The 25452-nt window shown below is 56.8% G+C and carries 25 protein-coding genes and 1 tRNA gene; 16 read left to right on the top strand and 10 right to left on the bottom strand.

Annotation, left to right across the window (positions count from 1 at the left end):
• Window positions 1–78: 78 nt before the first annotated feature.
• The 8 genes from EU556_RS21435 to EU556_RS21400 all read left to right on the top strand — a co-directional run bounded on the left by EU556_RS21435 (window position 79) and on the right by EU556_RS21400 (window position 7765).
• Complete coding sequence (locus tag EU556_RS21435) at window positions 79–798, top strand: hypothetical protein (protein ID WP_135436204.1); 720 nt, start codon at window positions 79–81, stop codon at window positions 796–798.
• Window positions 795–1499 carry a phage portal family protein gene (locus EU556_RS21430; RefSeq protein WP_167855671.1) on the top strand — a complete coding sequence of 235 codons (705 nt, stop codon included), beginning with the start codon at window positions 795–797 and terminating at the stop codon, window positions 1497–1499. The genes EU556_RS21435 and EU556_RS21430 overlap by 4 nt, the downstream gene beginning before the upstream one ends.
• On the top strand, window positions 1496–2056 hold the full coding sequence (locus EU556_RS21425; protein ID WP_135436202.1) for a DUF6712 family protein: 561 nt from the start codon (window positions 1496–1498) through the stop codon (window positions 2054–2056). Before EU556_RS21430 ends, EU556_RS21425 begins: the two co-directional genes overlap by 4 nt.
• 13 nt (window positions 2057–2069) lie before the next feature.
• Complete coding sequence (locus EU556_RS21420) at window positions 2070–5660, top strand: fibronectin type III domain-containing protein (RefSeq protein WP_135436201.1); 3591 nt, start codon at window positions 2070–2072, stop codon at window positions 5658–5660.
• A 173-nt stretch (window positions 5661–5833) separates the two neighbouring features.
• Entirely contained in the window at window positions 5834–6184 is a 351-nt protein-coding gene (locus EU556_RS21415; RefSeq protein WP_135436199.1) for a hypothetical protein, read from the top strand.
• A gap of 14 nt (window positions 6185–6198) precedes the next feature.
• Window positions 6199–6687, top strand: coding sequence for a hypothetical protein (locus EU556_RS21410; RefSeq protein ID WP_135436198.1), 489 nt, complete (start codon window positions 6199–6201; stop codon window positions 6685–6687).
• Window positions 6600–7187, top strand: a complete 588-nt coding sequence (locus tag EU556_RS21405) for a hypothetical protein (RefSeq protein ID WP_167855670.1) — start codon at window positions 6600–6602, stop codon at window positions 7185–7187. The genes EU556_RS21410 and EU556_RS21405 overlap by 88 nt, the downstream gene beginning before the upstream one ends.
• Window positions 7188–7189: 2 nt before the next feature.
• Window positions 7190–7765 carry a hypothetical protein gene (locus tag EU556_RS21400; RefSeq protein WP_135436195.1) on the top strand — a complete coding sequence of 192 codons (576 nt, stop codon included), beginning with the start codon at window positions 7190–7192 and terminating at the stop codon, window positions 7763–7765.
• Here the strand turns inward: EU556_RS21400 and EU556_RS21395 are convergent.
• From EU556_RS21395 to EU556_RS21380, 4 genes are all read right to left on the bottom strand, one after another.
• On the bottom strand, window positions 7754–9007 hold the full coding sequence (locus EU556_RS21395) for an acyltransferase family protein (RefSeq protein WP_135436194.1): 1254 nt from the start codon (window positions 9005–9007) through the stop codon (window positions 7754–7756). The two genes, EU556_RS21400 and EU556_RS21395, sit on opposite strands and share 12 nt — an antisense overlap.
• Window positions 9008–9215: 208 nt before the next feature.
• Window positions 9216–9288, bottom strand: a tRNA-Thr gene (locus EU556_RS21390).
• A 260-nt stretch (window positions 9289–9548) separates the two neighbouring features.
• Window positions 9549–11858, bottom strand: a complete 2310-nt coding sequence (locus EU556_RS21385; RefSeq protein WP_135436193.1) for a DUF349 domain-containing protein — start codon at window positions 11856–11858, stop codon at window positions 9549–9551.
• A gap of 43 nt (window positions 11859–11901) precedes the next feature.
• Entirely contained in the window at window positions 11902–12468 is a 567-nt protein-coding gene (locus EU556_RS21380) for a YqgE/AlgH family protein (RefSeq protein WP_135436191.1), read from the bottom strand.
• 345 nt (window positions 12469–12813) lie between these two features.
• On the opposite strand from EU556_RS21380, the gene pdxH reads away from it, so the two are divergent.
• The 3 genes from pdxH (at window position 12814) to EU556_RS21365 (ending at window position 15440) form a co-directional block, all read left to right on the top strand.
• The gene (gene pdxH / locus EU556_RS21375) at window positions 12814–13464 is read left to right on the top strand and encodes a pyridoxamine 5'-phosphate oxidase (protein ID WP_135436190.1); all 651 of its coding nucleotides are present in this window, start codon (window positions 12814–12816) and stop codon (window positions 13462–13464) included.
• A 61-nt stretch (window positions 13465–13525) separates the two neighbouring features.
• Window positions 13526–14848, top strand: coding sequence for a DUF1015 domain-containing protein (locus EU556_RS21370; protein WP_135436188.1), 1323 nt, complete (start codon window positions 13526–13528; stop codon window positions 14846–14848).
• A complete protein-coding gene (locus EU556_RS21365; RefSeq protein ID WP_135436187.1) occupies window positions 14829–15440 on the top strand; it encodes a Maf family nucleotide pyrophosphatase in 612 nt (203 codons plus the stop codon). The genes EU556_RS21370 and EU556_RS21365 overlap by 20 nt, the downstream gene beginning before the upstream one ends.
• Before the next feature lie 15 nt (window positions 15441–15455).
• Here EU556_RS21365 and EU556_RS21360 read toward each other — a convergent pair whose 3' ends face one another.
• Together EU556_RS21360 and EU556_RS21355 are read right to left on the bottom strand one after the other, a co-directional pair.
• Entirely contained in the window at window positions 15456–15851 is a 396-nt protein-coding gene (locus EU556_RS21360) for a DUF4259 domain-containing protein (RefSeq protein WP_135436186.1), read from the bottom strand.
• Between the two features lie 79 nt (window positions 15852–15930).
• Complete coding sequence (locus tag EU556_RS21355; RefSeq protein ID WP_135436184.1) at window positions 15931–16572, bottom strand: flavin reductase family protein; 642 nt, start codon at window positions 16570–16572, stop codon at window positions 15931–15933.
• Between the two features lie 52 nt (window positions 16573–16624).
• Between EU556_RS21355 and EU556_RS21350 the strand changes: the two genes are divergently transcribed.
• Complete coding sequence (locus tag EU556_RS21350; protein ID WP_135436183.1) at window positions 16625–17239, top strand: TlpA family protein disulfide reductase; 615 nt, start codon at window positions 16625–16627, stop codon at window positions 17237–17239.
• A 325-nt stretch (window positions 17240–17564) separates the two neighbouring features.
• Here the strand turns inward: EU556_RS21350 and EU556_RS21345 are convergent, their stop codons facing one another.
• The 4 genes from EU556_RS21345 to parS all read right to left on the bottom strand — a co-directional run bounded on the left by EU556_RS21345 (window position 17565) and on the right by parS (window position 20982).
• Complete coding sequence (locus tag EU556_RS21345) at window positions 17565–18137, bottom strand: fasciclin domain-containing protein (RefSeq protein ID WP_135436182.1); 573 nt, start codon at window positions 18135–18137, stop codon at window positions 17565–17567.
• 193 nt (window positions 18138–18330) lie between these two features.
• Window positions 18331–19833: a L,D-transpeptidase scaffold domain-containing protein gene (locus EU556_RS21340; protein WP_135436180.1), complete on the bottom strand. Its 1503-nt coding sequence runs from the start codon at window positions 19831–19833 to the stop codon at window positions 18331–18333.
• A 235-nt stretch (window positions 19834–20068) separates the two neighbouring features.
• Window positions 20069–20521 (bottom strand): RES family NAD+ phosphorylase, encoded by a 453-nt coding sequence (locus tag EU556_RS21335; RefSeq protein WP_135436178.1) that lies wholly within the window; start codon window positions 20519–20521, stop codon window positions 20069–20071.
• Between the two features lie 8 nt (window positions 20522–20529).
• On the bottom strand, window positions 20530–20982 hold the full coding sequence (gene parS / locus EU556_RS21330) for a type II RES/Xre toxin-antitoxin system antitoxin (protein ID WP_135436177.1): 453 nt from the start codon (window positions 20980–20982) through the stop codon (window positions 20530–20532).
• A 111-nt stretch (window positions 20983–21093) separates the two neighbouring features.
• On the opposite strand from parS, the gene EU556_RS21325 reads away from it, so the two are divergent.
• The 4 genes from EU556_RS21325 (at window position 21094) to gyrA (ending at window position 25420) form a co-directional block, all read left to right on the top strand.
• Window positions 21094–21645, top strand: coding sequence for an RNA 2'-phosphotransferase (locus tag EU556_RS21325; protein WP_135436176.1), 552 nt, complete (start codon window positions 21094–21096; stop codon window positions 21643–21645).
• 88 nt (window positions 21646–21733) lie between these two features.
• Complete coding sequence (locus EU556_RS21320) at window positions 21734–22420, top strand: HD domain-containing protein (protein WP_135436175.1); 687 nt, start codon at window positions 21734–21736, stop codon at window positions 22418–22420.
• Between the two features lie 64 nt (window positions 22421–22484).
• Window positions 22485–22724: a hypothetical protein gene (locus EU556_RS21315; protein ID WP_135436174.1), complete on the top strand. Its 240-nt coding sequence runs from the start codon at window positions 22485–22487 to the stop codon at window positions 22722–22724.
• A 131-nt stretch (window positions 22725–22855) separates the two neighbouring features.
• Window positions 22856–25420 carry a DNA gyrase subunit A gene (gene gyrA, locus EU556_RS21310; protein ID WP_135436173.1) on the top strand — a complete coding sequence of 855 codons (2565 nt, stop codon included), beginning with the start codon at window positions 22856–22858 and terminating at the stop codon, window positions 25418–25420.
• Window positions 25421–25452: the final 32 nt, after the last annotated feature.

Below are 25452 nucleotides of genomic sequence, written 5' to 3'. Positions count from 1 at the left end.
CCCTTCTCAACCACTAAAAAGGGCCGCTGCTACTAGGTAGCGGCCCTTTTCTTTCCCCACTGCCAGACGACTTCCCCCATGGCTAAGCGCCGCCGCACTTCTACCGTTTCCCTGCTTCGCGTTGGCGCTCCTTCCTCGGTTCTGAATGCGCCGGCTATCCCTGCGGGTAGCACCGGCGAAAAGCTCAAGCTCGTGAGTTGGGGCGCTAGTGACCAGTTGCCCCAGGAGTGCCTGCGTATCCTCTATGATTCGGGCACAGCAGAAGCCTGCGTGACGCGCATTGCCCAGTTCATCGGCGGCAAGGGCTTTGCCTCGGAAGCTACAGCTACCATGCGGGCCAACGATGAGCAGACGCTCAATGATTTGCTGGCCGAGGCGAAGCACTACGCCGGCGCTGGCCTGGGCGTCGCCGTAGTGGTGCGCTACACGTATGGTGGCCAGCGCGGAGATGTATTTGTAGAGCCATCGGACTGCCTGCGGCGGGAAAAGGATGGACTAGGGCGCTTCGTAGTCAACTACGGGCTGAGCGAGGGGAAACGCTCAGCTGCTGATAACCGGGTATACCTGCCCTTCAACCCGCTGGCTTCGGAGGAGGAGATTGCGGAGGAGGTGCTGGCGGCGGTGCAGTCCGAGACCGGTTATTGGGGGCACCTAGTCTTTTCCTTCGAGGCCCGGCCTGGCCGCACCCAGTACCCGGTGCCGAGCTACTACGCCGCTAAAGAAGACTTGGAGACGGATGCCGCCCTGGCCCGCTTCGTAAAAAGCAGGCCAAGAACGGCTTCTTTCCCGATGCCGTGATGACAGTTATCGGCGCCAAGTACAGCCCCGAGGCTGACCCGGACTTTGTGCCTGGGGAAGGCCAGACCATGGATGATGCGCCCGATGTGGAGTCGCCGGACCTGCTCGATATCAAGAAGGGCGTGAAGGCCATGAAGGGCTCCGAGTCGGAATCGTCGGTGCTGGTGCTGGCTGTCGAGAAAGAGGAAGAGGCCCCTAAGATTGACTTCATCGATAAGGGCCCGAATAGCAAAGGCCTGACCGACATGCGCAACCGCATTACCAATTCGGTGTGTCGGCACATGGGCGTGCCGCCGGTACTCATTGGCGTGGCTGAAGCGGGCATGCTGGGCAACAATCAGCAGATCGTCAACAGTATCAAGCTCTTCAACCTGACTGTAGAGCCGGCCCGCGCGTCCATCATTGCCCCGTTGGCTAAGCTGTATCCGGAGCTTTCCGACTGGAGTGTGAAGCCCCTGAACCCCGTGGACTACCTCGATCCCACGGTAGCGCAGAAAATGACGGATGATGAAATCCGCGCCTTTGGGGGATTACCCGAGCTGGAGAAGCCACAATCTACCGATGCTGAGCGCACGCTGCAGGCCTTGGCTGGTTTGCCTGCCCTAGTAGCCAACCAGGTGCTGGCCGACATGACGGAAGACGAGCGCCGCGGCCTTATTGGCCTAGGCCCGAAAACTACTACGCCCACGCCCGCCACATGAGCCAGCTGTTACTAATCACCGTCGCCGACTTCCTGGAGTTCTGGCCGCTGTCGCGCAACACGGCTCCTGAGCTGGTAGATCCTTACATCCGCAAAGCTCAACTCTTCGACGTGCGCCCACTGCTCACCGCCGAGGAATGGGCGGGCTTCGAGCGGAACCTGGGCAACGGCAGTAGTGAATTTCCCGGGGTAGAGTTCGACCCCGCTGAGTTCTTGGCTACGCCCCCGACCTCGGGCTGGGACAACCCTACGCTAGCCGCGCTTTGGACGGGCTTTGTGCGGCCCTTACTGGTTACCGAAGCCTTCCGCCGGCTGCTGCTCTGGCACGGCACCCACATGACGGGCAACGGTGCCGAGACCTTCTCGGATGGCAGCAACCAGCCCATCAGCGCTTCCCGCCGGGCCGAGCTGAAGGCCGATGTGGAAGCCGAACGCAACCTCTATGCGGGTCGCCTGCAGGCTGCCCTGCGCGCCTACCGCGGGCCTCAGCCTACTACCACCTGCGGCAACAGCCGCCGTCGCCCCGGTCGGGGTAGTGTGACTTTCCACGCTATTTAAGTATCCGCCCTCTATGGCATCCCGCGCCCAGCACAAGCAACGTATTCGACTTGTATTCAAAGTAAAAGAGGGTGGCCCGTCCGATGTGACGCGTAGCGCGCCAGTCATCAATGCCCTAGATGGCATTATCGACGACTACGCACTGAAAACCGAGATACCGCAGGCGGCTGGCTTTACGCCCATCACCGAGGGACAGTACGGCACTCATCCGGAGTTCACGAGTCAGAATGACGTGAATGCGTTTCTGCTGCAGCAAGTGGCCAATGGGGTAGCCGTTACGGTGCCATCGGCCCCGAAGGGCGCGCAGGTTGATGATGTGGGCAATATCTTCTCGCACCTGGCCGTGCCAGGCTATGCCTCCGCTTCGGATTACGAGCTGGAGAAAGCTGATGTTGCCGCGGGCTTCTCGACACCAGCCGATATCTACTCGCAGGGTGGACGCATTTACTACCCCGGTATCACGGGTCCGCACAGCGTGGGCTCGGTGCGGGCGCGCGTGAAGGCCAGCGGCGGCCGGCCGGCGGGTGAGTTTGTGAGCAATGCCACGGCCTTTACGGGGCCAGTGGTGGTACCCGTAACAGTTCCAAGCCAGGTTACAGATATCACCTCTACGCCAGGAAACACGCAGGTAGTACTCGGCTGGGCAGAGCCCGCTAACGGGGGGGCTGCCATCACGAGCTACACCGTGCGCTACCGTCCAGTAGGTGCCAGCACCTACAGCGTTTTCGGTACGACGGGCAATACTGCCATTACGGTAACTGGCTTGGCGAATGCACAGCCGTATGAATTCACAGTAACTGCAACAAATTCTGTGGGCTCTGGCCTAGCCTCAGCCCCCATTACCGTTACCCCTGTAGCAGGGCCTGCTACGCTGGCAGCCGGCTTAACGCTTCCTTCTGGCAACTCGACCACCGTAGGGGCAACGCTGGCGTTCACCGCTACTGCCAGCGGTGGCTCGGCGCCCTATCAACTGCTGGTACAGGCTGAAAACACTACCAGTGGCGTAATCACGCAGGTCTATAGTGGTAGTGGTGCTTCGTATTCTGGTACCTGGGTGCCAACAAACGCGGGAAGCTACGCCCTGACCAACACGGTAACGGATGTCAGTGGCGCGACGAAAATATCCGCCGTTCGCACGGTCACTGTCACGGCACCAGTACCGGGCAGCAGCATCAATCTTTCAGACCAGCCGGGCGTGTATAGTAATGCCAACGCCGATTACGGCAGCAAGCAATACGGCACCGACTCTACGGCAGGACTGACCGCACTATTTGCCAATAGCTCGGGCGCTCCGCTGGTCGTCAACTGGGATTGCGACGTGTCGCTGTCGCACATCATCATTGGCAGCAACGTCACCATTAACGCGGTAGCCAAGCCGGGCACCAATCGCAACTACGGCTTTATCCTGCGCGAGCAGAGCAACGGCTTTGCCGTGCGCAATGCCAACCCGGTGGGCATGAATGGCAGCAGCCTAGGTGTCATCATCGATAGTAATATCAACATCGGCCGCATCTACGCCAACCTCAATGCTTTTGATGTAGCCACAGGGGCGGAACTGCAGCAGCGCGAAGCAGCGGTCGGGCCGAACGGTGAGATTATCTGGACTATTGGGTTCCGGCTGGCGGGTATTAAGAACTCCAGCATCAACATGGAGGTGGTGAACCAGCGCACCTTCAGCTCCTACATTTCCAACTTCCAGAACGTCTCTTGCCCGACCATTTCGGCCTTTGCGTACGTCAACTCCAATGGGGAATTGGCCCGCAACTCGGATGGGTTCAAGTTCCACGCGGGTACGGGCCTGACAGTCGGCACCGTGTTTGGTCAGACCGGTGACGATTTGATCTCGCTGGTGGCGCACGATATCTTCTTCCCAACCTATCCGGCACCCGTTGCCGGGCCTAATGGGCAGACCGGCTATAACCCCTGGGCCGTGTACGGGAAGATCAGCAATGTGCGGATTGATACCATTGATTCGCGCAACTGCAAATACCTGCTGCGCTTGCTGGCTTCTGGTGGACTAGAAGGGGCGGTGGATGATATCGTTATCAAGCGTATCATCGGCACGGTGCAGCAGCAGGGTTCGCTATTTGATAACTATGCTGAGTCGCCCAATGACATCTTCACGGGTGGCAGCAATAAAATGGGCATCATTGGCTCGGTGAGGATTGACGAGTACACCGTCGAGATGACGACTACCGGCTCCTATAAGCCCGCCAACATGATGCTAGACTGCACCGTGCGCAACCTAAGTGTGGGCCTGCTGCGGCGCAATAACTATTCGGGCAGTGCTCACCCCACGGTGCTGTATGGCCCGACTGCAGTAATCGACAATGCGACGTTCGACCTGATTATGGCCACGCCGGATAGTTCCGATAACCGTTCCATTATCGACATCCAAGGCTCCGGCACGACCTTGCGAATCAAGGCAGGCACGATGAACCGCAGTGCCCATAACCGGGCTGCTGCCCCGATTACCCGCTTTGCCCGCAACCCAAAAACCGGGCAGGACGTGGGGCACCTGGTCAATCTGCAAATTGATAGCTTCTCCGCCACCAACCTCTACAACATTGTAGAGAACTTCTATGGCAAGCTAGACAACTTTAATTTTGCCAGCATCAACGCTCCAGGCACCTCGACCATCTATGTCGGCGCGGGCAAGACGGTAACCAATGGCACCTCTAATAACTCCGTAGGCATTGCGCGGGTGCAGGATGAGGCCGGAATCGGGACGGTAACCAATAAAATCGGTAACGACTGGGGCATGACTCCACCTCCACCAGATGGCTCCACAGAAGGCTTCGAGGCTTGGGCAACCCGTGTAGCCGCCGATGGGGGCAGCGTGCCTGCCAGTCACAAGAATGCTGGTGTGGCGCTGGAAAATACGCTACGCAATGCAGGTATCTGGAGCCGCCTGCGCACGCTCTATGCCTTCGCTGGCGGCACACTGGCAGCGGCTAAATACAACATTCTCAACCACCAAGACTCGGACGCTGCTTACCGGTTGTTGTTCTCGGGCAACTGGACGGTGGATAGCGTAGGCGTCAAGCCAGACGGGCAGGTGGGCACCCAGGCCCGCACCTTTTACCTGCCCTATGGTAAAACACCTGATGCGACGGGGGCCCGTCACTTTGCATTCTTCTCGTGTGAGGACATTGCCACTGGGCGGGACTTCGGCTACCTAACGCCTGGCACTTTCGGGGGTGACGGCATCAACCGGGGCGACAACCTGCACCTGGAATATACGGATGGCAACACCTACTGGGCCAGCGGTAAAGGCTCCAGCTCGGTAGCGGCGGGCAACACGAAGGCGTTGTATATCGTCAACCGCACCCCTGATTATAAGGTAGCTATCTGGCGTTCCGTAGCTGGCCAGCCCGCGGTATTCCTCAAAGACTACCTGGAGCAGGAGGATAACAGCAACGGGGAGTACTTCTTCGGTGACATCAACATTGTGGGCGGGGAAACGCCGGAAGTAACGCACCTGCCTTCTAGCCGAAAAGTAGGCTTTAGCACCACGGGAGAGCACTTTCGCACCGAGGCCGAACTCAACACCTATTGCACGGCCGTGCATGAGTTTATGGCCGCCAAGGGATACCAGCCTTAATCCGATCTATCTAACACCAGTGCCCGCCTAAACCGCCTGCACCCATGACCTATTCTGTTTGCCTGCCTCGCTACGTTCCTCGCTACTCGCTACTCTGGCCACCGCCGAGCTGGCAACAGGTGGTAGCCGGCTTACCGCTTCTCCCTAATCATTTCCTAGCTGTCTGTATCGCCGTGCTGCCCTCTTATACCTTCCTCGTTGTGCTGTTGGATGTGGGTTCTGTTATGCCTACGCCTGTGCTTGCGGGCTTGGTGGGTGCTGTCATCGGGGTGGCCGCGTGGCTGCTCAATCGTACCGTGGCCGGCTTCGATGCCAGCACCAAGGAAACCAAGGATGCCGTGCACCAGCTACGGGAATTGGTGACAGAAATGCGGCTGGAGCGCAAGGATGATCGGCAGCTCGTGAACTACCTCAAAGAGCGTCAGGATAAGCTGGAAGACGAAAATACTAGTCTACGCAAGAGCGTAACTGCCTTCGATGTCTTTCTAGAAGTGCAAAAAGCCAGTGGGAAAGTCAAACCCTAATCACTAATACCCTTATGGAAAACACCCCCAACACCTGTACGCCTTGGCAGAAAGCCGCGGCCTATATCCGCCGACATGTGCCCTTTCTGCTAGGAATCCTCATTGCCCTCGTCTATGTGTTCACCCCGGAGCTGCTGCCCAAGCTCACTTTCTGGCTGTACGACGCCGAGCCCATTACACCCGGTAGTGCGGATCCGGACGGGGCACAGGTAACTGCGTTACACCAGGCCAGCGGTGCCAAACAGTTCGGGGCGGTGGTCAGCATCTTCCTGGCAGGCAGCGGCTACTTCTGTGGCATTATCGTGCTGGTCTGGTCGCTCATGCACTACATCACGCCGGGCTTGCCTGTCTGGGCAAAGCGTCACTTCACCGCCGGCTTTGTCATCGAGGATTCCACCGTTCAACTTTCGGAAGAATGTCAGTACAACATCTACTTAAAAGTCTGGTTTGGCTTGCTCTCGCTGTATGCGGCCTGCCTGCTGGTAGCCGCGCTCAGTCAGTAGCCCAACGCTCCAACGCCGCCTGTGTCCTTGACTGGGCCGGGCGGCAAACGGGAGTGCGAGAGCTGACCGGCAGCAACGATGGGCCGCAAATCAATGCCTGGCAGAAGGCGGCGGGTGCTGCTTTATATGGTCCGTGGTGTGGCGTGTACCAAGCGGCCAACCAACGGGCCTGTGGCCTGCCAGTACCTAAAGGCGCCGCGGGCTCCTATAACTGGTTTACCGATAAAACGCGCACCTACTATTTCACTGGTAAGCGTGGCTCCATCGATAGCCTAAAGCCTGGGCATGTAGTCGGCTTCTACTACGCCAGTCTAGGCCGCATTGGGCACATTGGCCGGGCGGTAGAGATGGGCCGCAGTATCCGCAAGGGCCGGCCCGCACGCGGCTGGTACGTGAATGCAGGCAACACCGGACGTGGTGGGGGCCGGGATGGTGGGGGCGTGCGTGTGGTGTTTTACCCTAGCTCGGACATATCCGCAGCTGCTAACTGGCTTTATTAACAGTGGGTACTCCTAAACTAAATGGCTATGGCCGTTTGCTGCTGCTGATCGTGGCGGGCATCCTTCTACTAGGCTTCGGCCTAGGTATGACAATTGGTCTGAGCAGTTGCGCTTCCTCCAAAAATGTAGCAAGCGACAGCCTGTCAGTAGCAAGCTCGGAGGATACAAGCCAGTACGTGCGTGACCAGCCGTACAAGGCTGTGAACTACGCTAATCAGGTGCCCATGGTACAGGCTAGCCAGCCTAAGGGCACAGGCTTTCTAGGCCTAGGCAAGCGCTCAGGCAAGCAGAAGATTAAGAACAGCACCATTATCCTGCAGCAGGGAACAGGCAACACGGCAGCCGTGCCAACTAAGACAGAAGCCCCAGTGCAGGTAGGGCCCGGCAACAAGGCCACCGATAACCGAGAAGCCGGCGCCGATGGTGGGGCCGCGGGCATTGGCAAGAACAATACGCTTAGTGTCAGCACTAATAAAGCCGGTACCCCCTGGTATGTGTTTGTCGTGCTGGTGCTAGTCAGTGTAGGCGGTGGCTGGGTGCTACGTAGTCAGGCCGCCTCAATTGGGTCATTTAAATAGTTGTTTAATGCGTGGTTGAATTATTTTTTCCAGTATGTAGGCTAGGATCACCGTAACGATGAAAAACAAAACCGTACGTACCCAGAAGGTTTGGGCGCTACCACTAAACATTTCCAAGCACTGGAAAGCGTGCATCACAGGGAAGTGAATAATGTAGATGCCATAGGAAATAGCTCCGGTTGCCGATAACCAGTTGATGAATCTACTGGATATGCGCCGCAGCTGGTTCTGAAATACATAGCAAAACACGGCCGCCCAATAAAACAGTACGGGAAATGCCCAATAGCCAAAGTCTATGTGAGCACGGTCCTGGAATAAGTATTTGAATTTATAGGCTGGCAATGCCAGTAGCAACCAGGTAAGTGGTTTGCGGCCTAAAAAGTCCTTGGATGTGAAAATGATAATGGTCAACAGTGCGTAGGGTAGCCACGAAAAGTCGGCCAATTTAATAATCCGGTCAAGCCAGAATACGCTATCCGGATAAATCAGCTTCCCCTCTGTTACTTGGATAACTTTGCTTATTACCACTTCCAGCAGATTGAACATCGGTAGCGCCAGCCAGAGAAACATCAGGCTCAGCATCTGGCCAGGGTGAGGTTGTGTCTTGTGCGGCATGTATCTGGCCAGCACCACCCCCACCATCCAAAACGTGAAGCCGTACAGGTACGAGGTTAGTTGAGGCGCTGTGCCCAGCAGGCTATTTATAAGCCCAGTTAGTAGACACAAGGCTGTTACCAGCAGTGCATTGAGACGGAAGTATGAAAGAGGAATGAATAATAAGTAAAACAGCACTTCATAGTGTAAGGACCATGCAGGAGAGTTCTGGCTAATAAGCTCAGATGTCATTCCCTGCAGCAGTAGGAGGTGACTGAATATAGTCCACCCTGGATAGGCCTGCTTTGCAAGCAGTAGGGCGATCAGTATGCTGATTAAGTAGATCGGGTAAATCCGAACAAACCGCTTTTTTAGATACGTTGGTATCGTTGCTCGGGTAAGTGGCTCCCTAGTGTTTAGAGCAATGACGTAGCCGCTCAGTACGAAGAAGATTAGCACGCTCTCATGTCCGGGTGCTAGATACACCCAGATGCCTTCGGGCTGAAAGTGAGGGTCAATGAAGTGGCCGAAAAGAATGATGTGATACCAGACGACCACTAGCGCCGCAAAGCCACGGAGAGCCTCTAGATTAAGGTCTAGAGACTTGGCTGTGAACGAAGGTGCCAGACGAGTAGGGGTAAGCGGCATGCAGGTTAGGTAAGCCTTGAGAAATTAGTAGGTAATGTACCTTTCTGCCACCGGTAATGAGAGCCAAGCAGGGACTATTAATTCGCCAGCTTCAACACCTGATTCGCACGTAATAGGGGAGGGGGAACGGAAAAAGGGCACACCAACGGGCACACCAATAAAAAACGCCTTGCAAATCATTGATTTACAAGGCGTTATTTTACCTATGAGCCCCCTGCCGGGATCGAACCAGCGACCTACTGATTACAAGTCAGTTGCTCTACCAGCTGAGCTAAGGAGGCGTTAAGTGGTGCAAAACTACGTACGGAAATGATATTGTCAAATTTGATTTCGAAAAAAATGAGCCTGTTCAGATGCTTTAAGTACTGTGCATGTTGGAAGATTCTGATTATCTGTAATGTGTGTTTAAGCTAGAATGTGAAATTTTTTTAGTGTTGCTGCAACATATAGGTCTTGTTGGATGATGGGTATAGCTTAAAATAGGGAGCCCGGCTGAAACAAATGCTTCAGCCGGGCTCTTCGAAGACGGGTAGTATTTAGCTTAGCTGCGTACTTGGCGCAACTGTTTTTTTAAAATGTCAATTCGCGTTTGTGCTTCATCAATGCGACCTTGGTACTCCTCCCGGAGTTGCCCGGCGTTTTTAGAACGAGCAAAAAACTCTAGGTTAGTTTTAAGAGTTGAAATGTCATTTTCTAGCTCGTTAATTTCTCGCCGCAGTAATTGCTCTTTTTTGTAAAGCTGCTGCTGGGCATCGGGAGCAGACTTCAAGCGCTCAATTTGTAGGTTGAACAGCAACTCCGTGCGTTCTGCGTAGGACAAACCAGGAACCGCATCTAGGTATTTAGCCATTAGGGCTTGAAACTTATCCTCGCTGCGCTCATTACCGCGCGAGGATCCGGTGTCAAACTGACGCCACTCATTTACGTGTTGACGGAAGCCTTCTACCGTACCTGGAGTATCTGCTGAGAGGGCAGCAACCGCTTCCGCTACCTTATCTAGGTGCTGAAGCTGCTCCCGACTTGCTTGCTGAACTTGCTGTTCACGCTGTTTTACTTCTTCCTTCTTCCGGTCAAAGAAGGTGTCGCAGGCAGTGCGGAAGCGGTTCCACACTTTATCCGACTGTTTCTCGGGTACCCGGCCAATGAGCTTCCATTCTTTCTGCAGACGAATCACGATTTCTCGTGCTTCCTCCCAGTTTGGATTTTGCAGTGCCGCTTCGGCTTGCTCGCATAGGTCGAGCTTACGCTTTAAATTGGTGTTCTTCTCCTCGTCAAGCGCTTTAAAGAACTGGTTTTTGCGCTGGAAAAAGCCTTTGTAAGCCCCCCAGAACTGCTTGTTCATCTGCTCGGCTTTCTCCCGAGGAACTAGCCCTGCCGCATCCCATTCTTCCTTCAGCTTCTGCAACTCATCGGTTTTAGAGCGCCACTCATTTACCCGCTCCGTTTGGAACTCACCGAAAGGTTGTAGTTGAGCTAAAAGAGCAGTTTTCCGCTCCAGATTCGCATTTTCCTGAGCGGAACGCGTAGAAAGAAATTCCTTTTTCCGGTCGTGAACCTTTTCTGATGCCTGCAAAAAACGCTGCCATAAGGCCTCGCGCTGCTCGTTCGGCACGGGGCCGATGTGTTTCCATTCTTCATGGAGCTGACGAAGCTCTTGCAGAGCCTTATTAATGCTAGGCTGCTGCTGTAATGCCTCGGCCCGCGTAATAAGTCCCTCTTTAGCTTCTTGATTACGACGGCGGTCGAGTTCTTTCATTTCGAAGAACAGTCCGCGGTTGTTATAGAAGATATCTAGTAGTGCGTGGTAGCTGTTCCACAACTCCTGCGTGTCCTTTTGAGGAACGGGGCCTGTGGCTTTCCAATCATTTTGAAGAGCCTTGATGCGAGCAGAGCTGTCCTTGGTTTCTGCGGACTCGACTAGTTGGCGGAGCTGAGAAAGCAGGTATTGCTTGTGAGCTAGGTTCTTCGCCCGCTGCTCGTCCTCGGCTTTGGCGTCGCGGACGCGACTATCCCTAAACTCCTGGTATGCTTTGGTCAGCTCTTGGTGTCCGGCGGGGCCTGCGTACGCAAAGTCGTCGTTACCTGAAGTCTCCGTTGACTGCTGCCGGGCCGCGGCGCGGTCGGCTTGAATTGAAGCGTCGTACTGGCGGTACAGGTCAAAAATTTGCTTACGGTTCTGACGAGCATCTGGCCGCTGTAACAGGGAGTGCAGATAGCTGGTTTGTGCGGTCAGGTCGAGGCTGGCAAAGTCTGGGGCCGTTGCATCTGGTACGTATTCTTCATCTTCTTCCGTGGCAGCGGCATCGGAGGAGGTGTGCAGGGAAGCTACGGAGGGGGCTTGTTCCAGGGCCGCGTCCAGGTTTTGTCCGGGTGTAACATCCACGACTGGTTTCACGTGCGGATCCTCGGGGCTATCTGTTGCGGCAGATGAACTACTGGTTTCAGATTCAGCAGGGGCTGCGCCGGGTTCAGTAGTGCCGTAATGAGCTAGAGCACGGGCCTCCCCGGCCGAATGCGCAACGCCAGGTACTTGCGAGGGAATGTGAGTGGCTGATTCTGCTGCGGCCTCGGCTTCGGGCGAGGCGGGTACTTCTGCGGTACCCGCTCCGCTAGGTCCGGGTGCTACCGAAGGTACTCCCTCGTTCGGCCGCTCCGTTATGTCTTCGGGGGCTACAGGAGAGGCCGGCGCATTGTTTACCGCACCAGAGGACTCGGCGGGGGGAGTAGTAGTTTCGTTTGCCGGATCCTGCTTGGCATTGATTTCGGCCAGGCGACGCTCCAGAATGCTCATTGGCGATTCAGAAGCCTCGTTGGCGTTGGAAGGGGCGGTGTTATCGTTTTCAGGTAGCATAAGGTTCAAAGGAGATAGGCCCGAAGGCGGGCAGTGGGCGCGATTAGTTCAGACGTGGGTCTGTGGGGTAGTTGGACAACATACGGAAGCGGCCCCCTTTTTCACGCAAAATCGACTGCCAGAAGGCATCGTTATCCAAAGTAAATACTTTACCAGCAGCATTGGGGTGCACAATCCAAACATTTTCCTTCACTTCCTCGGCCAGTTGGCCCGCCGTCCAGCCTGAGTAGCCTACGTACATACGCACATCTTCCTCTGGTGTCGAAGCTGATTGCAGCTCGTCAATCAGCTGGCGAAAATCACCTCCCCAGTACACGTCCTGGCCTAGCGCCACGGCGTTTGGCAAGTTGGCATGCCGGTGTAAGTAGTGCAGCGTGTCGGGCTGGACTGGCCCCCCCAGGCCTAACGGAATGCGGGACAGCGGCAGCGCATCGCCCCCGGGTAGCTCCAGCACATCGCCGAGCTGCAACGAAGCCGGCCGGTTGAGCACCAAGCCAAATGAGCCTTCTTCTTCGGAGTGGCTGCAGATGAGCACTACAGTTCGCTCGAAGTTAGGGTCGCCGAGGAAGGGCTGAGAAATAAGCAGACTACCAGATCGAATGCGTGGCATCAGAGAAGGTGATTGGTTGGAAGGAAGGTAGAGGGGAACGAGGAGCAGGAACAGAAAGTACGGAAAAAGACGGGTATTTTGGGCGTTTCTTCCCGACAGGCCTACGTAGGGCAGTATTCTTTGGGGATTACGTTGGGCAGGGGGGCACAGGTTCCGTTTGCCGGTGTTATTGCACTACCTTGCGGCTAGGCCACTGGTTGGCTCAAGCTGGCTGAGGCCCTAATTGCGCGGGTACTTTGCTCCCGACGCGTATTTTTGCCCCAGTTGTTGAGCCAACCAGTGGCCTAGCGGCCCGGCTTGCGGGCTTATTTTAGATTGCTTCCACCCCTCTGATCAGTTGTGTGTATGATTGACCCCCAGCTTGCTGATTTACGCAAAACGTATGCGCAACGTACGCTTACTGAGGCCGATGTGCAGCCGAACGCCGTGCGCCAGTTTCGGGCCTGGCTGGATGAGGCTCTCAGCGCCCAGGTAGATGAGCCCACGGCCCTCACACTAGCAACGGTTAGTGAAGCCGGGCAGCCTTCTGCCCGGGTAGTCCTGCTCAAGGGCCTGCCTGATGACGCGGGCTTCCTGTTCTTTACTAATTATGATTCGCGCAAGGGTCAGGAGCTGGCCACCGGCGCGTTGGCGGCCATGACGTTTTTCTGGCCTGCGCTGGAGCGGCAGGTGCGCGTGGAAGGCCGCGTAGAAAAAGCTCCCGAAGCACTGTCAACAGAGTATTTTCAAAGCCGGCCCCGGGCTAGTCAGATCGGGGCCTGGGCGTCGCCGCAAAGCCAGCCTATTCAGAGCCGGGAGGAGTTGGAGCAGCGCGAGCACGATGTGGAAGCGCGCTTTGCCGGGCAGGAGCCCTTGCCGCGCCCTCCACACTGGGGAGGCTATATTCTACGTCCGCAGCGCATCGAATTCTGGCAGGGCCGGCCTAGTCGCCTGCACGACCGAATTGTGTATGAGCGGCAGGGAGAAAGCTGGAGTGTCTCGCGCCTGGCACCTTGAGGAAGGCACCAGGCCTAGCTAGGCCACTGCTTTTCTCCCTTCACCTTACGACCCTCTTTACGTGGCCGAAATACAACCTGTGCGCGGCTGGCGCTATAACACTGAGCTAAGTCAGCAGATTGATACGTACGTTTCGCCGCTCTTCGATGTAGTATCTACGAAGCAGCGGGAAGCTCTGTACCAGAACCCCTTTAACAGCATCCATTTGTCGGTGCCGCGCGGTGAGGATGCCGCGGGTGCCGCGCGCCAGCGCCTGCAAGAGTGGCAGCAGCAGGGCGTGTTGCGCCAGGATGAGTTGCCGGGCATCTACGTATACTATCAGTATTTCCGGCTGCCGGGGAGCTCGCGCGAGTATTGCCGCAAGGGGTTTATGTGTCACATTCGGGCGTATGACTGGGCTGAGAATGTGGTACTGCGTCACGAAAACACGTTACCCGCATCGGTTAATGACCGCGCCGAGCTGCTCAGCCGCATGGAGTTCCAAACCAGCGCCACCCACGGGCTGTACCGGGATGATGCCTTTGAATTGGAGCAGTACATGGATGAGGCCATGCAAAACCCGCTCTACCAGACGGAGGAGGATTACCAGGGCGCCCGCGACGTGCTGGCCGTCATTCAGGATGTGCACGTCATTCGGCGCTTTCAGCAGGTGCTGGCTGCGCGGGAAGTGATTCTGGCCGATGGGCACCACCGGTACGAGGGTTCCCTTACGTACCGGCAAGCCCGCCGCATAGCGGCCGGAGAGGCCTACACGGGCGCCGAAGCCTGGAACTTCCACTTGATGTACCTCACCAACGCCGCTGCTGATGACCTGCGGATTCTGCCCACGCACCGCCTCATACTCGAGTTGCCCGAGGGGCTGTCGGCCGACGAGTTGCTGGCCCGCCTGACGCCGTACTTTACAGTGTTAACCCTGGACGACCCCTACGATTTACCCGAGCGAATTGCTGGTAAGCCCTGGGCGTTTGGCTTGTACTTGGGCGAAGGGCAGGTGTACAAAATCCGGTTACGGCCGGAAGTCCACGCCCTGCTCGATTGGCCTACCACGCCAGAAGTAAAAGCCCTAGATCTAACGGTGCTCCACTTCTTTGTGCTGGAAAAAGCATTGGGCATTGTGGGACCGGAGGCGCAACGGCAGTGGACGGGGGTGGCCTACGTGCGTAATTTCCCGGAGTGCCTGTCGCGGGTGGACCGCGGGGAGGCGCGGGCCGCCTTCATTACCAATGAAGTAACCATGGACGAGGTGGAGCGGGTGTGCCATTCTGGAGCCGTTATGCCACCTAAATCCACGTTCTTCTACCCTAAAACCATTGGCGGCTTCCTGTTTACCAGCATCCGCGACTCCGAAACTGAACACCCTTTTTATGCCACTTTCCGCTCCTAATTCTTCGCTGGCCCGGCCGCGCCTCGTGCTGGCATCTAACTCGCCCCGGCGGCGGCAACTGCTGACTGATCTGGGAGTGGCCTACGAGGTACGGCTGCGAGAAGTAGCCGAGGATTTTCCGCCTCACTTAGTGCGGGCCGAGGTGGCCGAGTATCTGGCCGCGCACAAAGCCGCTGCCTACGCCCCCGACCTAGCTCCAGACGAACTCGTGTTAACGGCCGACACTATTGTGTGTCTCGAGGACGATGTACTTAACAAACCCGCTGATGCGACGGAGGCCGTGCGGATGTTGCAGCGCCTGCAGGGCCGCGCCCACGATGTGTACACGGGCGTGTGTTTGCTGGCCGGCGACGGACGGCGTGTGGTGTTTTCTGACCAAACCCGCGTCCATTTCCGGCCCTTATCGCTGGCCGAGATTGAGCACTATGTTACCCAGTACCAACCCCTGGATAAAGCCGGAGCCTACGGCGCCCAAGACTGGATTGGCATGGTAGCCGTGACGCGCCTAGAGGGCTCTTACTTCAACGTAATGGGCCTGCCAGTGCACCGGGTATGGGAGGAACTGGAGAAGCTGGGCGCCGTAGGATTCTGACCCTTACTTCTAGGCCTATTCCAGCCGCTTCAGCAAGTCTTGCTGAGTTTGTTGCCACTGGGGTAGCTCATTTGAGGCCTTCCACAATTCCAACAGTTCTGAGCGATTTACTACCGATGCCACGGCGCGGCGGGCCAACTCCGTTAGCTCATCTTCGTCGCTCACGTCTAACTCGTCGGCCAACTCGCGTAGGTCCTCCGGAAAGTCGGGGGCGGGCTGTCCTTGCCAAGCGGCTACAATCTCGGCGGCCGCCAGCGCTTGGGCGGCTACATCGGCATCCAAGTCACCTTCTTCCTCCGCGGCAGTAATGAGGGCTTCCAGCAGCAGCACTTCGCTAGGGTCGTCGGCAAAGTCGGCCAGAAAATCAGCGGCGTCATCGTTATCAAAATTGCGGAAGCCAGAGGTGCCCATAGGAAGAAGGTTACTGCGTGAGCAGGCAAAGATAGGAGTGAAGCGTGAAGAGAGGTGGCCTAGCGCAAGTACCCTGCCTCTAGGCCAGGGGCAGTTCCGGCACGGGTTGGTCGGGGCGGGCGTAGCCGTAACGGGCCTGTGCGGTGGCGGTGTGATAGGTGTCGAGGCCGGACAGGCAGATGCTGTCAGCGGCGGGTAAGTTCAGGGAGCCGTCGGGCCGCATCACCTCGTCGGCCAGATACAGGTGTACTACGCGGCCAATCAGTAGAATTGTCCCGTTTATTTCAATGGGCAACTCCTGGGCTAACTCCAGGCCCAGCTGAATCCGGCTGCCTTGCACGTACGGGGCCGAAAAATCGTCGCGGTACTCGGGCGTGAGGCCGCAGGTGGCGAATTCTGAAACTTCGCGGGGAAAGTTGGCCGAGGTGTAATGGGCCTCGCGCATGATGCCGCTGTGCACGTGGTTGATAGTATAGCGGCGCGTGGCCTGAATGTTCTCGTACGTGTGGCGGGGCACGCTGGCGGGGCGCATCACGAAGCCAACGAGGGCGGGGTTGGACCCCAGATGCACCACCGAGCTGATTATGGCCACATTCGTGGCCCCGTCGGGGGCGGCGGTGCCTACCAAATTGGCAGGTTTATAGCCGGTTATCGAGTTGATGAGGTTGAGACGAAATACTTTTTCCAGACCAGCAAGGTCGTCGGCAGTGAAATGCGGCATACGGACAGAAATAAAAGAGACAGAGATATAAGCAAGTCCCGACCTTTGCCAGATGTTTCGATTTTTGTTTCGTCGTCGGGCCTGGCTTGAGCCGGTAGTGTACGTGGCCATAGTCCTAGGCCTCTACGTAAGCGGCTGGCATACCGAAGTACTTGGCCGGGCGCAGCAGGCCCTGCTCAGTACGGGGTTATGGCAGCCGCGCCTCTCCGCACCCCAGCCTGCCACCGCTCATACCACTTCTCCAGCGGCGGATGGCACCTTTCTGCTGCTTCCCCTAAACCAGGCGGGGCCAGCTGTGCCATTCTCGCAGCTGCGAGGCAAGGTGATTTTTTTGAATGTGTGGGCCAGTTGGTGCCCGCCTTGCGTGGCTGAAATGCCGGCTATTGTGCGGCTGGCGAAGCGCACCAACCCCGATAGCGTAGCGTTTGTGCTGCTTTCTCTGGACCAGAATCCAGACAAAGCCCGCCGCTTTTTAGCTCGTCGGGGTATTACGGTGCCGGCATATTCTCCGGGGTCTCCCTTACCAGCGGCCTTTCAAACTCAGGCTATTCCGGCCACTTTCATCATCTCCCCAACTGGCACTATCATCGGCTCCCACGAGGGAATGGCGGAATACGACACGCCGGAAATGCTAGGCCTGTTACGCCGCTGGCAGAAACGAAAGTAGCGTAGCTTCTAAACGGAGCTACTGCCGGGCGTGGTACCAGATGGCTAGCGAGAGAGCAACTATGGCGGCCACCACCATCAGCACGTAGATCACCCGGTTTTGCCGAGGCTCAATCTCATTCCGTTTCATTGTTGAGGCGTTGGGTTACCCAGAAGTGGGTTGGCAGTACAACAGCAGCAGGGTATTATAGTTATAATGCCTTAGTATATAAAAATTACATTGATGGGTGATTATCAATTTATCATGCTGTAAAAAATAAATAGTCCACCCTGAGTTATTAAATATTTAATAACTCAGGGTGGACTATTTATTTTATATTTACTGATTAGGGCATCAACACTTTGTCAATAACGTGAATTACGCCATTGCTCTGCGTAACGTCGTAAGTTGAAATTGTCGATACTCCTCCTTTCTCGTCAACTAGCACAATGTTTTTCGGGCCGTTCATCATGGCCTTGAGGGTGCCGCCGCTTACGGTCTTGAGTGAGGCAGTGCCTTTGCCCGCTTTAATAGCTGCCATAATCTTGTCGGCCGTCATGTTGCCGGCTACCACGTGGTAGGTCAGGATTTTGGTTAGCGTGGCTTTGTTCTCAGGCTTCACCAGCGTTTCAACCGTGCCAGCTGGTAGGGCATTAAACGCCGCATTGGTTGGAGCAAATACGGTAAATGGGCCTTTGCCCTGCAGGGTTTCTACTAGGCCTGCTGCTTTCACAGCGGCAACTAGTGTGGTGTGGTCTTTGGAGTTTACGGCGTTTTCAACAATGTTTTTCGTGGGATACATTGCCTCGCCACCAACCGAAACGGTGCCGGCAACCATTTTAGCCTGAGCGGAGGCTGAGGTAGCGGTGGCGGCGCCCATCAGGGCTACTACTGCGAGAGAAAGCAGGTGTTTTTTCATGTGTTGTAAGGAGTAAGGGGAAGGTAGATTAAGGTTATGTGAGGGCATCTACGCCACCTAACTCTTTACTGGATTTACAGCTGATGAAATATTTTTTGTTGCTTAAATATTTTTGCAGCTAAGTATTTGCAAAGTATGGTTTTAATAAAAAAACTGAGCTAAATATTTTATAAAACAACGTGCTAGAACTAGATTATTTGCTCAAGTGATTATTCGTTTTAAATAATGCTGCTGTAACCAACGGATCTAAATTATAGATATCTGGCAGGAAGTGGAGCTGGCCCTGATCGGTAGCGCAGGTGTAGTAGCGCAGATGGATAGGTAAGCCGTTAGTAAGCTCAAACCGCTGCTTTTCGTGAGCCTGCACGCTGGCGTAAAATTCTTTGATGCGCTTCGGTTGATCTTCGCGGCGAAGCAGGTACTCGGCCAGCTTCAAGGGCTTTTCCATCCGCACGCAGCCGTGACTAAGGGCGCGCTCCGAACGGGTGAAGGCTGCCCGACCCGGGGTATCGTGCAAAAATACCCGTTGCTGGTTCGGAAAGTAGAACACCACGTTTCCCAGCGCATTGAATGAGCCCGCCCGTTGCCGGATAGTATATGCAAACGAAGCAGGTGTAACGCGGGCCCAGTTCACCTGCCACGGACTCACGCGCCGGCCTAGGCCATCATACAGCCGATAATGATTGTCATACAAGTAACTTGGGTCGCGCTGCATCTCCGGCAAAAACTCCCGCACGGCAATGCTGTGGGGCACCCGCCACTCCGGGGCCGTAACAAAAACAGTGATGCGGCTGCTGAGCACGGGGGTAGGAAGCTCGGGCTTGCCCACAATCACGCGGTAGGTTTGCAGTACCTGGCCTTGCCTGATGATCTGCAGCTGATACGCCGGAATGTTTACCTCAGCATATTCTGAGTCGGCGGCCGCTTCCCACCGCATCCGCTCCAGGTTGATGGCTACCCGCCGAAACCCGGCCACCGTATCCTGCATCAGGCGAGCGGAGTCGGTGGGCGAAGTGTGCAGGGCTTGGCTCCAGATGGTTTGTAGGCGCCGGTAAGCCAGGTGGGCGGGTTGCTGTGCCAGCACCGCGGCCGTAAGGGCTGGGCTGGCTAGGGCCTGGTGCAGGCGCTGGGCTAGTTGTTGGCTGGTTAAGCTGTCGGGGGTAGTGGGTTGCAGGGTGGTAGGTGCCACATGCCCCTGGCGCAAGTGGTATAGGTAGCTGACCAGCGCATCGGTGAGGCGCAGCTCAAATGTTGCCAGCTGCCGCCCTTTCGCTTTGCCGGATGCTGGTCGATGCAACGAGTCGGGGAGGGTGGTAAGGTGTTGCCAGCCGTAGGCCTCTCGTACCAACCCAAACTCAGCGGCCCGCCCCAGCAGTTGCAGGGCTTCCCGGGCCTGCGGTGTCCAGCCCGACGCCTGGGTCCAGCGGGCGGAATAATCTGTGGTGTGGTAGAAGCTCTGTACGGCAGGGCCCATCCGGAGGCCGAGGCGCTGGTAGGTAGCCGTTGGGCCCAGGGCTCTGGTGTCGAGCAGTTGCTGGAGCGTAGCTCGCACAATGGCCGTTTCGGGGGAGGTGGCCACCGTGGCAGGGGGGAGACCTTCGCTTTTCTCCCGGGCCTGGGCCCCTTGGGAGAATGCGCAGCCAGCGAAAGTCAGGAAAATGTAGGCAGACCGCACGGTGCTTCTTAACCAGTCCATGAGCACAGGAGTAAGAAGTGACGGAAAATGCTGGGCAGAGTAAAGGTGTTACGATAGGCGAAAGTGCAACAGGTGAAGCCGAGAAGCCGACCAAGGAGGACAGATATAATTTCCGAAATTCTGGCGGCTAATCCTATTAAAAATAGATAAGGTGCAAGTGTGAACTAAACAAAAAATCCTCCTTACATGTGCAGGGAGGATTCTTTGCTTTATGCGGTATGCAGCGGCGGGCGTGTTAGGGCTTGAGCCGAGGATCAAAGGGATGCGGCTCCAGGACCACCGTGCGGAGTTGGTGGTGGTCAGGATGCAGGGGGTTGAGCAGGTAGTTCCACTCGTGCGGGGCGTGGGCGGAGGGCACTCGCATTAGCCATTCCCGACCCTCGTCAATCCAAGCCCGCGTGAGTTGCGCCAGCTCCAGCGGATAGGGTAGCTGCTGCCAGCTGCTGGGCAACTCCTCAAGTGTAACGTGACGGATGGAAGCCGTGTCCGGAACCTCCAGGGTCAGGGAGAAATAGTTACGGGGTAACGATGGAGAGTTAGCCAATACCTCTAGCTTGGCCAAGGATAAGTGCTCGGAGGTGTAAAGAATCAGGGTCCCGACTTCGTGCCAGCGCCCCCCGTAGTAGAGACCCCCCTGCCCAGATGTATCTGAAATATACGGGGCCTTGCCCAGGCGGTACAGCAGCATAGAGTGGCCTAGGAGTAGTGTCCGTACTGAATACGGCCCAGAATATCGCAGATCTGCTCGCGCCCAATGGCCGACGACAATAAGGCTTTGGGCTTGATGCCCCCTAGGGCGGGGTTAGCCGTTGCCAGCCAGTGCTGAAAATCATCCTGGTCTTCGAACACCTCTAGGCCCTTAGCTAGCACGCCGGAAAGCTGAATGGTTTTCTCGCCTTCATCCAGGGTGAGTGCGCGTTGCGCTTGCTCACGGCGGGCCAGCGTGCTTTCAGAAATGCCCAGCACAGCGCTGATTTCTTTGTTGGAGAATTGCAGCCGCTGCTGCAGAGCCCGTACAGCCTGCACCGAGATGCCCTTGATGGCCACCCCCAACAGGTCGAGTTCGTTGCGCACAAGCTGTGGAATTACGGCTTGGCCACCCATTAGGTCTACCATGCTGGCTACGGAAGTTTTACGAACGACTGTCATTTGCGTATTTTTAAACCGTCATTTGACGGCAATATACGTAGGAACGAATAATTACCGCGAAAAGATTCCGTCCACCGAGCTCTAGGCCTGCTCAACGCGCGTTCTTACTCCATGAATCAAGCCCAGCAAACCCGCATTAGCAAGTTCCTGAGTCTTCATTTACGCCACCGACCTGAACTGTTGGGACTGGTCCTGGATGCCGAAGGCTGGGTAGGAGTGGAGGCGCTCCTGACGGCCTGTTCCCGCCGGGGTTTCCCACTCACTCGGCCGCAGTTAGAGGAAGTTGTAGGAAGTAATGATAAGCAGCGCTTCGCTTTTGATGCCTCTGGAACCCGCATTCGGGCTCAGCAGGGGCATAGCGTGCCGGTTGAGCTAGGCCTGGTAGTACAGACACCACCGCCTGAACTATACCACGGTACCGTAGCCGCAGCACTGCCGGCTATTTGGCAACACGGCTTGCGGAAAATGCAGCGCCACCACGTGCACTTGTCACCCGACGAGGAAACGGCCCGCCGCGTCGGAAGTCGGCGGGGGCAGCCCGTGCTGCTGGCCGTACATGCGGCGGCTATGCAGGCGGACGGGATGACCTTTTACCAGTCAGGTAACGGGGTGTGGCTCACTGAGCAGGTGCCACCGCAGTACCTACGGGAACTGCCTAGCTGAATAGTAGGACTGTTTGCGTAGTAGTTGAGCCACCGGCAGAGTGATACCTTTGCCCCGTTTACACTCCCTGGCCTAGGCCACTGCTAGTATGCTCAACGCGCAACAACTCATTACTCAAACGGCAGATTTCGTCCGTGATAAATTTCTAAATGAAGGCTCTGGCCATGACTGGGCCCACATCCGGCGGGTGTGGCACGTGGCCCGGGCGCTGGCCGAGCAAACCCCCGGGGCCGACCCGCTGGTGACGGAACTGGGCGCTTTGCTGCACGATGTGGCCGACTGGAAGTTTCACGACGGCGACGAAGAGGCCGGCCCGCAGGCGGCCCGCCAGTGGTTGGAAAGCCAGCAGGCCGAGGAGGAAGTTATTCAGCGCGTGGTAGCCATTATCCGCGAGATTAGCTTCAAGGGCCTGGGCGTGGCCACGCCCATGAGCACAGTAGAAGGGGAGCTGGTGCAGGATGCCGACCGCCTCGATGCCATTGGGGCCATTGGGGTAGCACGAGCCTTCGCCTACGGGGGCCATAAGGGCCGTCCCCTGCACGATCCGGCCGTGCCCCCGGTGCAGCACGCTTCGTTTGAAAGCTATAAGAAGAACACGGCCCCGACCATCAACCACTTTTATGAGAAGCTGCTGCACCTGCGGGAGCGGCTGAATACGCCGGCAGCCCGGCGAGTGGCCGAAGAGCGTCATCAGTTTATGGAGCAATTTCTGGAGCAGTTTCTGCGGGAGTGGAACAGTCAGGATGTAGGCGCTAGGCCTGCTTCGATATCCTAACCAGGCCTAGCGCTAGGCCACCTGTTACTGCATCTGTAGTCCGGAACTAAATACCTTTACCCGCATGACTTTACGCGTACTCTTCTCCCGTCTCTTAGTGCCCCTGGTGGGGCTGTTATTAGTGGCCTCGTGCCGTACTTGTCCCATGGTGGCCTGCCACACCCGCAAGGTGCATTTGCACAACGGAACCAAGTACCGTGGGCAGCCCTGGTTTAAAAAACAGAACCCCGCAATCGGCGAAAAAATCAAGGTGCACAGCCAGCAGCAGGGCCAGCATCATAACGACCGTAAGAAGACCCTCTAGGAGTGCTAAAGATGGCGCTAGATTAGGTAAAATGGCCTTTTTTGCCTATCTTGCAGGCTTAAGAAAGTACACACTCACGGGCCGAAAAAGCTCCCGTTTTTCACGGGTTTCTAGGCCACTTAGATCTCCCTATGGCGGAAGGCGAAAAGATCATTCCGATAAACATTGAAGATGAGATGCGCGGCGCCTACATCGACTACTCGATGTCGGTCATCATCTCCCGGGCCCTGCCGGACGTACGTGACGGCCTGAAGCCTGTGCACCGGCGCGTGCTCTATGGCATGAGCGAGCTGGGCGTTTCCTACAACAAATCATACAAGAAGAGCGCCCGTATCGTGGGCGAGGTGCTCGGTAAATACCACCCCCACGGTGACTCCTCCGTGTACGACACGATGGTGCGCATGGCCCAGGACTGGAGCTTGCGTTACCCGCTCGTAGACGGCCAGGGGAACTTCGGTAGCATCGACGGCGACTCGCCGGCGGCTATGCGTTATACCGAGGCTCGCCTTAAGCGCCTGGCTGATGAAATGCTCGGCGACCTGGACAAGGAAACGGTGGACTTCCAGCCTAACTTCGACGACTCCCTGGAGGAGCCGTCGGTGATGCCGGCCAAGTTCCCGAACCTGCTGGTGAACGGCACTACGGGTATTGCCGTGGGTATGGCCACCAACATGGCTCCCCACAACCTGACGGAGGTAGTAGACGGCATCATTGCGTATTTAGCCAATGAGGATATCACCGTGGCGGAACTGATGGAGCACGTTACCGCTCCCGATTTTCCCACCGGCGGTATTATCTACGGCTACGACGGGGTGAAGCAAGCCTTCGAAACCGGCCGGGGCCGCGTAGTGATGCGCGCCAAAGCCCACTTCGAGACCTTGCCTTCGGGTAAGGAGCAAATCATTGTGACCGAGATTCCCTACATGGTGAATAAGGCCTCAATGATTGAGAAGACGGCCGCTCTCATCAATGAGAAGAAGATTGAAGGCATTGCCGACCTGCGCGACGAGTCGGACCGCGACGGTATGCGCATTGTGTATGACCTGAAGCGGGATGCCATGCCCACGGTGGTACTGAACAACCTGTTCAAGTACACGCAGCTGCAGTCTTCGTTCGGTGTCAACAACGTGGCCTTGGTGAAGGGCCGCCCCATGACGTTGAACCTGAAGGATCTGATCATGTACTTCGTAGAGCATCGCGCCGACGTTATCGTGCGCCGGACGCGCTACGAACTGGCCGAGGCACAAAAGCGGGCCCACATCCTGGAGGGCTTGCTGATTGCGCTGGATCACCTGGATGAGGTAATTGCTCTGATCCGGGCTTCACGCGATGGGGATGTGGCCCGCGCCCAGCTCATCGAGCGTTTCTCGCTGAGTGAAGTACAGGCTCGCGCCATCCTAGACATGCGTCTGCAGCGCCTTACGGGCCTGGAGCGCGACAAGCTGGTGCAGGAGTATAATGATCTGATGAAGCTGATCGACCACCTGAAGGCCGTGCTGGCTTCGGACGAGATGCAGCGTCAGATTATCCGCGACGAACTTCTCGAAATCAAGGAGCGCTACGGCGATGCCCGCCGGACCAGCATTGAGTACGCCGGTGGCGACTTCTCAATGGAGGATATGATTGCCGACGAGAGCATGGTAATTACCATCTCCAGCGAAGGCTACATCAAGCGTACCCCCCTGGACGAGTACCGGGCGCAGGGCCGCGGGGGCGTAGGTGCCCGCGGGGCCGCATCCAAGCAGGACGACTTCACGGAGCACCTGTTTGTGGCTACCACGCACGAGTACCTGCTGTTCTTCACGGAGGCTGGCCGCGTGTTCTGGCTCAAAGTATACGAGGTACCAGAAGGAGGGAAGGCAACCAAAGGCCGTCCTATTCAGAACCTGATTGAGATTCCGCGGGAAGACAGCGTACGTTCCGTTCTTAACGTGCGTGGCCTACGCGACCCAGATTATCTGGAGAACACCTACCTGATGTTCTGCACCGAGCAGGGTACCGTGAAAAAGACGCCGTTGGAGGCCTACTCGCGTCCCCGCACCGCAGGTATCAACGCTATTACCATCAACGAAGGCGACCGGCTGCTTGACGTACAGCTGACCACCGGCTCATCCGAAGTAGTGGTAGCGCTGCGCTCGGGCCGGGCAGTGCGTTTCCCCGAGGAGAAAGTACGCTCCATGGGTCGTACGGCCGCCGGTGTGCGAGGTATTACCCTGGCCGACGAATCGGACCGGGTGGTAGGCATGGTCTGCATCGAAAAAGACAGTGAAGACGAACTGCTGGTAGTATCCGAAAATGGGTACGGCAAGCGCAGCCCACTGGATGAGTACCGTATCACGAACCGTGGTGGCAAAGGGGTCCGGGCGATGAAGATCACCGAGAAAACGGGCGCACTGGTAACCATCAAGGCCGTTAGCGACTCCGATGACCTGATGATCATCAACAAGTCAGGTATTACCATCCGTCTGCGTATGGCGGAACTACGGAGCATTGGTCGCGCCACCCAGGGGGTGCGTCTGCTGAAAATCAGCCAAGGTGACGAAATTTCTTCCGTAGCTAAAGTGGCAGCGGAAGAGGAGAAAGACGTGGAAGCAGGCAGTGGGGACGGCTTAACCGGAAACGGCGACGGCTCAGCCACTACGCCCGACTCCGACCTGACCTCGCTCACTGACCCAGATTCACTCAGCGCTAATTAACTTGCAACGGCAGAACTCAACCTTGGGTTCTG

Source organism: Hymenobacter fodinae, from assembly GCF_004745825.1.
Classification (GTDB): domain Bacteria; phylum Bacteroidota; class Bacteroidia; order Cytophagales; family Hymenobacteraceae; genus Hymenobacter; species Hymenobacter fodinae.
This window is presented reverse-complemented; position numbering and strand designations above follow the sequence as displayed.